The organism is Chryseobacterium sp. WG23, from assembly GCF_024586575.1.
Taxonomy (GTDB): Bacteria; Bacteroidota; Bacteroidia; order Flavobacteriales; family Weeksellaceae; genus Chryseobacterium.
In genome coordinates this window covers 91,774-103,682 of record NZ_JALCZE010000001.1, presented here as the reverse complement: position 1 = coordinate 103,682, position 11,909 = coordinate 91,774, and the positions used below count along the sequence as shown (strand labels likewise).

General features: G+C 38.4%; 9 protein-coding genes. 1 reads left to right on the top strand and 8 read right to left on the bottom strand.

All coding sequences use genetic code 11. The annotated features are described in order from the left end of the window. Positions 1–108 precede the first annotated feature (108 nt). From bioA to MP477_RS00485, 5 genes are all read right to left on the bottom strand, one after another. The gene (gene bioA / locus MP477_RS00505) at positions 109–1,398 is read right to left on the bottom strand and encodes an adenosylmethionine--8-amino-7-oxononanoate transaminase (protein ID WP_257188732.1); all 1,290 of its coding nucleotides are present in this window, start codon (positions 1,396–1,398) and stop codon (positions 109–111) included. Positions 1,399–1,649: 251 nt separating this feature from the next. Continuing rightward, positions 1,650–2,633 carry a biotin synthase BioB gene (gene bioB / locus MP477_RS00500; protein WP_257188731.1) on the bottom strand — a complete coding sequence of 328 codons (984 nt, stop codon included), beginning with the start codon at positions 2,631–2,633 and terminating at the stop codon, positions 1,650–1,652. A 2-nt stretch (positions 2,634–2,635) separates the two neighbouring features. Next, on the bottom strand, positions 2,636–3,247 hold the full coding sequence (bioD, locus tag MP477_RS00495) for a dethiobiotin synthase (protein ID WP_257188730.1): 612 nt from the start codon (positions 3,245–3,247) through the stop codon (positions 2,636–2,638). Between the two features lie 113 nt (positions 3,248–3,360). Continuing rightward, complete coding sequence (locus MP477_RS00490; RefSeq protein ID WP_257188729.1) at positions 3,361–4,470, bottom strand: aminotransferase class I/II-fold pyridoxal phosphate-dependent enzyme; 1,110 nt, start codon at positions 4,468–4,470, stop codon at positions 3,361–3,363. Continuing rightward, the gene (locus MP477_RS00485; RefSeq protein ID WP_257188728.1) at positions 4,463–5,086 is read right to left on the bottom strand and encodes a hypothetical protein; all 624 of its coding nucleotides are present in this window, start codon (positions 5,084–5,086) and stop codon (positions 4,463–4,465) included. The genes MP477_RS00490 and MP477_RS00485 overlap by 8 nt, the downstream gene beginning before the upstream one ends. Positions 5,087–5,152: 66 nt before the next feature. Between MP477_RS00485 and MP477_RS00480 the strand changes: the two genes are divergently transcribed. Then, the gene (locus MP477_RS00480) at positions 5,153–6,640 is read left to right on the top strand and encodes a PLP-dependent aminotransferase family protein (protein ID WP_257188727.1); all 1,488 of its coding nucleotides are present in this window, start codon (positions 5,153–5,155) and stop codon (positions 6,638–6,640) included. Between the two features lie 259 nt (positions 6,641–6,899). Here MP477_RS00480 and MP477_RS00475 read toward each other — a convergent pair whose 3' ends face one another. The 3 genes from MP477_RS00475 to MP477_RS00465 are packed head-to-tail and all read right to left on the bottom strand — an operon-like array spanning position 6,900 to position 11,909. Beyond that, positions 6,900–8,087, bottom strand: coding sequence for a PepSY domain-containing protein (locus MP477_RS00475; RefSeq protein WP_257188726.1), 1,188 nt, complete (start codon positions 8,085–8,087; stop codon positions 6,900–6,902). Between the two features lie 2 nt (positions 8,088–8,089). Then, positions 8,090–10,534, bottom strand: coding sequence for a TonB-dependent receptor (locus MP477_RS00470; protein WP_257188725.1), 2,445 nt, complete (start codon positions 10,532–10,534; stop codon positions 8,090–8,092). After that, entirely contained in the window at positions 10,521–11,909 is a 1,389-nt protein-coding gene (locus MP477_RS00465; protein WP_257188724.1) for an AMP-binding protein, read from the bottom strand. The genes MP477_RS00470 and MP477_RS00465 overlap by 14 nt, the downstream gene beginning before the upstream one ends.

Here is an 11,909-nt window from a genome sequence, read left to right as displayed (position 1 = left end):
TATTTTAAAAGCTTATAATGAAGTTTTTAAAATAAAAAGAATCATTATTTTAAGAATTCCCCGAGGCTTGCCTCGGGGAATTCTTTAGGTTAAAAAAGTAGAAATCGTTTAGTCTTTAAACTGATCCAGGACTTCCATAATATTCTGATATACAAAATCCAATTCTTCGGAGGTAATACAATAAGGCGGAACCAGATATATTACATTTCCCAGCGGTCTCATAATCATCCCTCTCTGTAAGAATTCATTATAAAGCTTCTTCCCTATTTCATTGAAATAAGAAGTACCATTCCCGGTTTTAAAATCGAAAGCTAAAATAGTTCCGATCTGACGTGCATTTTCAACTTGTGGATGCGAGGAAATTATTTTTATAAATTCCGAATGCTGATGGGTAATACGTTTGATATTCATTTGGGTTTCTTCTTTAAGTAATAGTTCCATACTGGCCAGAGCGGCTGTACACGCTAAAGGATTGGCTGTAAAAGAATGTCCGTGAAATAAGGTTTTATGGCGGTCATCAGATAAAAAAGCACTGTAAATTTCATGGGTGCAGGTTGTAATCCCCATAGGCATGGTACCGCCTGTAAGTCCTTTTGAAAAACACATGATATCCGGTTTTTCTGTAAGATAATCTGTTGCAAAAAGTTTTCCGGTCCTTCCGAAACCTGTGAACACTTCATCCTGAATCATTAAAATTTCCTGCGTCCTGCAATATTTCATCAATTTATTAAGATTTTCGGCACTGTACATAAGCATTCCTGCGGCTCCCTGTATCAGCGGTTCAAAAATAAAACAAGCCACTTCATCTGCTAGCTGCCGAATCTGTATTTTTAAATCTTCCAGATTCTCCGCTGTAGGAGTATCGATAAAAACAACTTCAAATAACCTGCTTTCAAAAGGTTTGGTCCAAAAGCTTTTTCCACTTACAGCCATTGCTCCGAATGTATCTCCGTGATAGGCATTTTTAAAAGCTAAAATTTTAGTTTTCTCCTTTCCCTGATTGTGGGCATACTGAATACACATCTTCAGCGCTACTTCTACCGCTGTGGAACCATTGTCGGAATAAAACACTTTATTCTGATTGTGAGGAAGAATATTCAATAAGTTTTCTGAAAGCTGTACAGCCGGTTCATGGGTAAATCCGGCAAAAATAACCTGTTCGAGGGTGGTAAGCTGCTCGAATACCCGCTGGGCAATATAAGGATGAGAATGGCCATGCAGAGTTACCCACCACGAAGAGACTACATCCAGATATTTTTTACCTTCATGATCATAAAGGTAAACCCCTTCTCCTTTAACAATCGGTATTACATCAGCAGCTGTTTTCATCTGGGTATACGGATGCCAGTTGACTGCTTTATCTCTTTCCTGAAGACTCTTCTTTATTATTGTATTCATGTAAAATATATTAATGATGGCATATGTACCAATTGTAAAACTATCTTAGTAATTTTAACATATTGTCCGACAGATTTTTAAGTTTACAATCCACTACAGGTTAGTAGTATATAGCTTACTAATAAATCTGACAGAAGTACTGCAATGAAGTTTAGTATAGTCATAATTAAAATCCAAAAGCTCATAACTCATTATTTGTAATTCAAAATTCACAACTCATAACTCATAACTCATAACTCTATAGTCATTTTTTAACAACAAGTTTCTTTTTTCATCATAGGTTTCAATCCCAGTGTTTCCAGCATCTGCATATCTTCAGATACTCCCGGATTAGGAGTTACCAATAAGGTTTCTCTTTCTCCTGTGAAAATAGAATTGGCACCTGCCATAAAACACCATGCCTGTTCAGTTTCTGTCATTTCAATACGTCCAGCACTCAGTCGCACCATAGAAGCGGGCATTACAATCCTTGCGGTCGCAATCATTCTTACCATCTCCCAGGTATCTACTTTTTCGTTATTTTCCAATGGCGTTCCTTCTACCCTTGCCAATGCATTGATGGGTACAGATTCCGGATGCTTAGGCATCGTTGCTAAGGTCAAAATCATTGAAATCCTGTCTCTGTGTGTTTCCCCAAGGCCGATAATTCCTCCTGAACATACTGTGATTCCAGCCTTCCTTACATTGTTGATGGTATTAATCCTGTTGTCGAATGTCCTTGTGGAAATAATTTCTTCGTAATACTGTTCAGAAGTATCAAGATTATGGTTGTAGGCATATAAACCTGCTTCCTGAAGCCGTATTGCCTGTTCTTCGGTAAGCATTCCTAATGTACAGCATACTTCTAATCCTAATTCATTAACTCCCTTCACCATATCGATCACTCTGTCGAAATCACGGTTGTTCCGGACTTCACGCCATGCCGCAGCCATACAGAATCTTGAAGATCCGGAGTTTTTTGCTTTTTGAGCATGGGCAATAACTGTTTCTGTAGGAAGTAATGCCTGTACCTTAATATTGGTGTGGTAGCGTGCTGCCTGCCCACAGTAAGAACAGTCTTCCGGACATCCTCCGGTTTTAATCGACAATAAAGTAGAGATCTGTACCTCAGACGGGTCGTGTCGCTCTCTATGTACTGTGGCAGCTTTATAAATAAGCTCCATCAGGGGTAAATGATAAATTTCTTCAATTTCTTCTTTGGTCCAGTTGTGTCTGATTTCTGTTTTCTTATCCATTATCATAATTTTGTTATTGTTAATTGTTTTGCAGCCATTTTAATATGTTCTTTATCAGGGTAGGTAATCTCCGGAATCCTGATAATTTTTGTTTCATTTTCGATAAAACTGCAGATGAGTCTTTCTGTATCATCAGGAAACGCTCCATTAAGGATCAGGTATTCAAGCTTTATATTTCTTTGCTGTATTGCCATTATGGAGAGCAAGCTGTGATTGATACATCCTAAATAGTTTCTGACAACAAGCGCTGTAGGCAGCTCCAGTATCTCTATCAGATCAATCATGAAAATATGATCTGAAAGCGGTACCATCAATCCTCCGGCACCTTCTACAATCAATGAGTTTTCAGTGTCCGGCAATTGAAAATCATCGAGTTGAATCTGTATGTTTTCTTCCCGTGCAGACTGATGAGGAGATGCAGCCAGTTGCAGGCGATGTGTTTCCGGATAACAGATGGTCTGGTCTGTCCAGTCCTCAATTTTATGACGGTCTGTATAATGGAGATCTCCGGACTGTACGGGTTTCCAGTAATCTGCTTTAAAATACTGAACCAAAACGGCTGAACAGATGGTTTTTCCTATTTCGGTTCCTATTCCTGTTATAAATAGTTTCATATGAGTTTTCGGGGTTCGGGATACGTGATGTGAGGTTCGTGATGCGGGGTTCGGGTGAAATTCACTTTCCTTTTATTTTATAGGTCACTTTGTTCTTTTTACCCTTTTTGCTTTTAATTCAATTTTTTAATAATGCTTGTAAGTTGTAATATTTCTGCTTCTGTATTGAAGCTATGAAGACATATTCTGATTCTCTCACTTCCTTCTTTTACCGTTGGACTGTATACGGCATAGGTCAAGAATCCTTCATCAGATAAAGCATTTTGCACTGTTTTCAGTTTTTGATTATCAGGAATTACAATAGCCTGAATCGGGCTGACTTCAGAAGAAGGTGTCTTCAGTCCCTGATTTCTGAAAATTCTGATGTTTTCCTGAAGTTTTTTTGAAAATTCCTGTTTCTTTTCTAAAAACTCGTAACCGGCTTTTATACTCATCCATTGAAAATCCTGCGCTGAAGTGGTATACATAAACGGAGATGCAAAATTGACCAAGTAAGATTTCACTGTTTCATTACAGAGGATCGCGGCACCGTGTAACCCTAATGCTTTACCATACGTTACCACAGCTGCCAGTACCTGATTTTGTAACTGATACTTTTCAATCAATCCATTTCCAAAAACGCCAAAAGCATGCGCTTCATCTACCAGTAAATCTGCATGATATTGCTTAGCAAGAGCGGCAATCTCCCGGATAGGAGCACAATCTCCTTCCATAGAATAAAGGCTTTCTATAGCGATATAACAATGTGTCTTCTGCTTCTTCAATATACTTTCCAAATCCTCCAGGTCGTTGTGCCTGAATTTTATTTTCCGGGCATTTGACATTCTGCAGGCATCATGAACAGAGCGATGGATCTGCTCATCTACAATCACCGTATCATGACGGCTGGGGAGTGTTGAAAACAAGGCAAGATTAGCATTATACCCAGATGGGAAAAGCAGTGCTGCAGGAAAATGATGTCTTTCTGCAATACAACGTTCTACAGATGTTGCTATACTGGTATTACCACTGATTAATCTGGAGCCGGTACTTCCTGAAAGCAGCTGAGGATTATCATTGATATTTTGCAACAGTATTTTTTGAAATTCTGTATTTCTTGCCAATCCCAGATAATCATTAGAATAAAAATCAATTCCCTCAGGCTTAAGCGTTAGGCTTCTTAGTCTTCCTTCTTCTTTTCTTGTATTGAGTGATTCCTGAAAACGATGAATACTGTTACGCATAATTTAACTCTTCCACTTCTTTTGTAATCGCATTAATCCATTGATTATGTAATTCTTTCTCAATGGCCAGGATATTCTCAGCATGCATTTTCCAGTCAACGGAAAATTCATTGAGCTGATTGATCATTTCTTCCAGGTGTCCTTCTTCTTCGAGAATAATAGATTTCACCATGATCCGGGAAGATTCCTGGGTAAGGATATCCTGGTACACCGGGTACAGTTCATCGGCCCGAACTTCAATAGCATAGGTTACAAAGAGGTAGGCTGCAAACCTGAGCTCTTCCTGGCTAAGCTGAAAAACCTGCTGAAGATACCTGCAGGCTTTGATATCCAATGCATGAAGGTAGTGGCGGGTTGCCGTAGGAGCAAGAAGTTCTTTATTTTCGTAAGTTTTGCATAATTCAGGATCAATCTTTCCGATTTGTTTCTTGAGATAATAAGCGTGACGGTGTTCTTCAGCGGCATGCTTAAGCTGAATAAGCGTTACTGAAACCGGATGTTCACATTTTGATATTTTTCTGGCTCCTGCATTCTCCATAAAGGAAAGTGTGTTCAGCCATTTGGCATGAGTGGTATGATCCTGTACCACCCTTTGTAATAAGTGCTGAAATTCCATTGATTTTTATTTTGATGTCAAAAGTAGTATATTGCCGGATGGTCATATGGTGCCAGTTTTGATATTATGGATAGTCCGGTTAGAATTCCTTATGAAAGTTTTATAAAAATTGATAGAAAATCAGAAACATCTATCTATTTACAGATTGCTAATCAGCTGATCAATGCTATTCAAAGAGGCTTTTTACCTTTTGGAACTAAACTACCGGGAACAAGAACTTTCAGTGAAATGCTGGAAATCCATAGAAATACAGCTGTGGCCGTCTATGATGAATTGTCTGCTCAGGGCTGGACGGAAAGTTTACCCAATAAAGGAACTTTTATTATTGGAAATGATCAGGAAAAACCGGTAAAAATGAATGATTTTAAATCCAATAATCTTCAGAATTACCCACAAAAAACAGGCTTTTCTTTTAAAGCATCCAATATTTTAGATAATCCCTTTGAACATTCGGATTGTGACTATGTTTTTAATGATGGAGTACCTGATATCAGACTGACCCAGATTGGGCAGCATTCCCGGTTTTACAGCTCTATCCTCAAACGTAAGTCTAATCAGAAAATCCAGGGACATTATAACCAGGATGGGAGTGAGTTTTTTAAAGAACATCTATCCCGATATCTCAATTTATCTCGTGGATTGCCTATTTCTAAAAATAACCTCCTGATTACCCGCAGTACGGAAATGAGTATTTATATTGTTTCCGAAATCCTTCTTTCTGCCGGAGATGTGGTGTTAGTGGGTGCTTTAAGCTATTTCTCCGTCAATATGATTTTTATGAAAGCCGGAGTTCAAATGGTTTCTATCCCCATAGACGAGGAAGGAATTATTGTTGAAAGTGTGAGAGAAGCCTGTAAGAAGCAAAAAATAAGAATGCTTTACCTTACTCCGCATCACCACTACCCTACAACGGTGGCATTAAGTGCACAGCGCCGACTTGAGCTCCTGGAGCTGGCCAATGAATACGGTTTCATTATTCTTGAAGACGACTATGATTATGAATTCCATTATGATAAAAGCCCTATCCTTCCCCTGGCCAGTGCGGATACGAATGGAATGGTTATTTATATTGGTTCATTTGGAAAGTCTTTAGCTCCGGGATTCAGAACCGGGTTTATTGTGGCTCCGGAAAATCTGATGATAGAAATGCGTAAATATCTCGGTATTATTGACCGCCAGGGTGATATTTTAATGGAAAGAGCTTTAGGAGAAATGATTGAAGAAGGGGAAATTAACCGGTATCTGAAAAAATCTTTGAAAGTATATCAGGAAAGACGGGATTATTTCAGTGTTTTATTGAATGAGCATCTAAAAGAATATATCCATTTCCAAAAGCCTTCGGGAGGGCTGGCTATCTGGCTGGAGTGGAATATTCCTATCAATCTTATGCAGCTTAGCAGAAATTGTGCTCAGAATGATCTGTTTATTCCTAAAACGTTATTATATCAGAATAAATATCTTACAGCAATGAGATTAGGCTTCGGAGACCTCAATGCCGAAGAGATGGAAAAAAGTGTTGAAATTTTTTCTAAGACAGTAAAGCTGCTGATTTGATATAGGGAAAATTAAAAAATCTGCGTGATCTCCCCAATCTGCGAGAGAAAAAACAACGTATTCTTAATTTTCCGACACAAATAATGATTTCTGATTGGGTTTGTTTCAAGTAAGCAAAGTAGCACTTAACAGGTTGATATGATTAAGGTTCCGCGTGATTCACCCAGTTATTTTTAATTGAAATACCTCGGATGAAGAGGATTAAAATCTATGGTAGAAAAAGCAAAAGCCTCTAAAATATAGAGGCTTTATTGAAAATTTAATGATGGGATGGAAATACCACCTTATTTTTTTTATGCTTTGGTTTTTTCTTTTTCCTGTTTAAATAGATGATAAAACCTGTAATAGGTAGTGATGCAGCAATAATTCCTGCTAAAAAATAAATAATTCTGCTGGTCATTCCAAAGATACTTCCGGTATGCAGGTCGTAATTTCTTTCTCTTAATGAAGTTCCATATCCAATATTTTTGTCTTTATACGATTGCTGTTTTACCATCTCACCCGAATACTGGTCAAAATTATACTGATCATTCCGGTACAGTCTGTTATCATAGGTAAGCTCAGCATAATAAGTTCCTTCTTCCGTTCTTGGAAAATTAATAAGGGCTGATTCTTTACCGACAAGACCTTTTTCCATTTTGTTTCCAATCCTATCCAAAATATTTTTTTGATTCGAAAATTCTTCTGCCGGTATTTTACTTTTGGCCTTCTGTTCCGTAGGTACGCTTCCATTTAATGTCTTTTTCATCCATTTATCTACATCTTCAAAACTCCAGATCATGGCAGAATAAGAAATGATCAACAAAGGAATTACAGCATAAAATCCCAATACATTGTGAACGTCATAATTGATTCTTTTCCAGTTGGCGGAAGTTTTAATAAAGAACATCCCTTTCAACATGCTCTTGCTCATCTTTCTCGGATACCATATCACTAATCCCGAGAATAAAATGATGGTCATGATGAGAGTGGAATATCCTGTGATGGTTTTTCCTATCTTCTCTCCCAACAAAAGCCTTCGGTGAAGGTCCAGCACAATTTCAAAAAAGTCTTTTTTAGCATCTTCTACGGCCTGTACTTTTCCAGTGTAAGGATCCATATAAACCCGATAATAATAAAGATAGGTTCCCCAATACGTTAAAGCATCATTATCCATTTTTAAGGTACGGAAAACATAGGTTTGTGAAGGGTCAGAAGACATGATCACTCTTTTAATTTTCAACCCTTTCGGAAGGACTTTTTCAGCTTTTGAGGAAAGCTCGGATAGAGGTAGTTTTTTCTTTCCTATAACCTCAACAAAATATCTTTCCGGATGTACCCATTGTTTTAATTCTTTTTCGAAGGCGAGAATACATCCCGTAGCTGCCATTATGACAACTATAAGCCCGGACGTTAGTCCGAGCCATAGATGTAACTGATAGGCGATTTTTCTAAATTTAAGCTTCATTATTAAAATTTAAGGCTTACCTCAGCGACAAAGTTACGGGGCATTTGAGCGACTACCACTCCCTGCCCTGCAAAATACTGCGCATTGCCTAAATTATTCATTTTAAATCCTACTCTGTATTTTTCTTTTTCAAGGGAAATAGAGGCATTAATCAGCGTATATGCTGGGAATGCAAACTGTCCGGTAGTGGTTTTGTTTCCGGTAATCTGTTTACCTACACGGTTGACCCCAAAACCTACTCCCAGTCCCTGAAGTCCTTTAATAGGAATGATATAACTGATCCATGAATTAAATACATTAGCAGGACCTGCCGATTCCGGACGGCGTCCTTCTACAGCAGCATCCGCTTTCTCCATTCTACTGTGGTTGTATGAATATCCTGCGATAATATTCAATCCCTGAACAGGATTCATGATCGTTTCTATTTCAATCCCTTTACTTCTTTGCTGTCCATCCTGAACAACAATAGCGTATTCTTTTCCATCACGGATAACTCCGGTTCCGCGCTGTATATTATCCACCAATATGTCATAATATCCCACGGTAAAGTTGAATTTGTTTCTCCAAAGATTTCCTTTTACTCCCACTTCCCACTGATTGGCAGTCTGCGGTTTCATATCTCCGCTATAGTCCTGTAATTGCTGTACTACAGGTGCGGTATAACTAAAACCATTCATATAATTGGCATAAGCTGATAAACGGTCTTTCACCACCTGATAGACTAATCCTACTTTTGGAGACCACGCTGTTTGTTTAAACTCACCAGCACGCACATTGCTGTTCAGGTTAAGCTGTCCTTTGCTTTCATAATGATCCAGACGTAAGCTTAGTAAAGTAATCAAGCGGTCAGTAATATAGGTTACATTGGAAACATAGGCTCCATATAGATTAGCTGAAGATGTATTCCTTACCAACGGTGCTTTTTTAGCATCAATAGCAGCTTGGGTAGCAGCCTGTATTTTCTGAAGAGCCAGATCTTTGGAAATATTTCCGTAACCACTTGTTAAGTTTTGCCCATCAACATAATCAAATACAACAATCGGTGAATGGTTGTTATTGATAGACTGATTGAAATAATCTAATCCGATCAATACCTTATTTTTGATTTTTCCAATATTGAATTCTCCATTAAAGTTTTGCTGAACACTGGTGGAAGAAGCTTCTGAGTTTTGCCATTGTACATTACGCTCCAGCATGGCATCACTGGTAGTTCCTCTGATAAACTGATACTGATAGAGTCCTTCCGTTTTTCTGAAGTTTCGGGAAAGTGACGTTTGTGAGCTCCAGTTATCTGATATTTTATAATTAGCCTCAGCTTTTACATTGATTGACGGAGCTTTCAGGGTCATATCATTGTTGGAATACGATCTTTTCCAGTCGAATCCTAATTCATCAGGTGTATGGGCAAAAAATGCTCTCGTTCTGGGAAGAAAAATAATAGGGGTATTGGTTCCCTCATAATTATAAATCTGGGCTCCTAAGCTGAACTTCAGCCTGTCATTTACCTGATAGCTTAAGGTAGGGGCCACAAAAAATGATTTTCTGAATTCAGAATCTCTGAAACCATTCTGATACTGGTAGGCCGCATTCAGACGGAATAATGTTTTCCTGGAGTCAGTAATGGGACCGTATACATCAGCCGTTATACGGTTCAGGTTATAGCTTCCCATAAGGTAGGATACTTCTCCACCAAAGTAATCTTTAGGTTTTTTCGTTACCGCATTTATGAGTCCTCCAAAGGAGGTTACAGCACCTCCATATAAAGTTCCTGCCGGTCCTTTAATAACTTCTAAACGTTCAATATCAGCAGGATCAATCTCTCCATTAGTAGTTGCAGGAAGACCGTCTACCATGGATACTTTTGTAGGGAATCCTCTAAGGCTGTAGTAGAAACTTCCGTCCCCGGACCCTCTTCCCGGACTCCCCTGCATTTTTACCATCCCCTGCACATTTTTTAAAACTTCTGAAATATCATAAGTAATCTGCTCCTTCAGTAATTGCTGGTTGATACTCGTATAAGCCTGCGGATTTTCTAAATTCCTTAAAGGCATTTTAGAAACGGAAGTACTGTCTTTATCCAGGAATTTGTTTCTGCTGAAAGCATACACGGTGATTCCTTCAATAACATTGTTTTCTGTTGTTGTATAAATAGGTGGAATCTCATAGACATCTTTCTCAATGCGGATGGTATCGCGCATCAGTTCGATATCATTTAAAACCACCTGAAGAGTATATTCCCCAGGTGGCACATTATCAAAATAATATTCTCCTAAATTGTTTGTTTTTGATTGATATGAAGTATTGACTATTCTTAAAAGTGCATTTTTTACCGGCACTTTCTCAGACAGCATGACCTTGCCGTTTACCCTTTCATTTTGCTGAGCATCAATAAAATGAGGAAGTAAGGCAAAAGCTAATAGTAATATAGGGGTTTTAAATGTTTTCATGCTGTAAGTTTTGTAACAGTGGATAGTTTATTTTACCGTTTTGTGATAATGGAAATGACTCTATGTGTTCGGTGTGGACGTATTGAGGGTTAATGCGCAGTTTATTTTTAATAATTTCAGTGATGACCTGGGGATCAATCTCCTGATTGTCATATAGCACAATGATTTTTTTGTCATTGGAATTCAGGCATATAAACGTATTTCCTTCCAGCTCATTTTTAAGAATAAATTCTACCTCATCCAGATTAAGGCGTATTCCGAAAAGCTTCATGATACGTTTTATTCTTCCTGTGATAGAGTAAATTCCGTTTTGTCCTTTTTTGGCTGTATCTCCTGTCCGCAGCACTGCGGGCTGTTCATAAGAAGTGAGGTCCTGAAGGGTATGGGCGTAGCCTCCAAAAATACTGGCATGTGAGAACAGCAATTCATCGGTATCAGGATCTATGCTGAAATTCCCTCCATATACAGGAGTACCAATAGAAGTTTCTTCTTCCAAAAGTCCATCTGTAGTAAGATAAGCCATTCTTCCACCAGCTTCCGTCTGACCATACTGTGCAAAGAATTGTTTTTCAAATTCAAGACAGTAAGCAAAGATGGTTTTTCTCAGCTCACCATTGATTACTCCTCCCGTATGCGTAAGGTATCGTAAACTCTGGCTGTCTTTTCTGAAGAAGCCTATCCTGTTAAGATTCTCGTATAAAAATGGAACTCCTCCTAAAGTACTGTATCCATATTCCTCCATTTCATCCCAGAATGCCTTTTGCATAATATCTTTATCAGTACATACCATTCTTCCGGCACGCATACAGTTGGTGGTAAAAATAGAAAAGCCATATACAAAATTGATGGGTACATTTAACGGCACTACATCAGATTCCAGGATAGGCATGTACTGAAGAATGCTTACCGCATTCTGATACAGGTTTTCATCCGATAGCTTAACGAGTTTGGGAATTCCCGTAGTTCCTGAAGTACTTAAAAGAAGCTTAATTTCCGGATGGATCGTAATCTCACTTTTGTAATCATCTTTCATAAAGATTTTTACAGTATCAGAGAATGCTCTGATACTGTATCCTTCTACCTCATCTCTGGATGGGTCAAAGATATATTTCGGACGGTATTCTGCCTCCATCCGGTCTTTGAATTCCGAATGCAGTTTCTGTCCCAATAAAGCAATCGTATGGGCTGTTCCGTAAAAATTGAGAAGAACCTCAATACTGGAGAGCTGATTGTCATTGTACAAAAAGATCAATCCTTTTTCTACAGGATTCAAGCCTAAAGACCGATACAGCGTTCCAACCGGTATGGTAGTACCGGTGGAAGCATCTGTAAACAACAGGTTCTTGTTGGCAATTACATTTTCTAAAATTTTCAT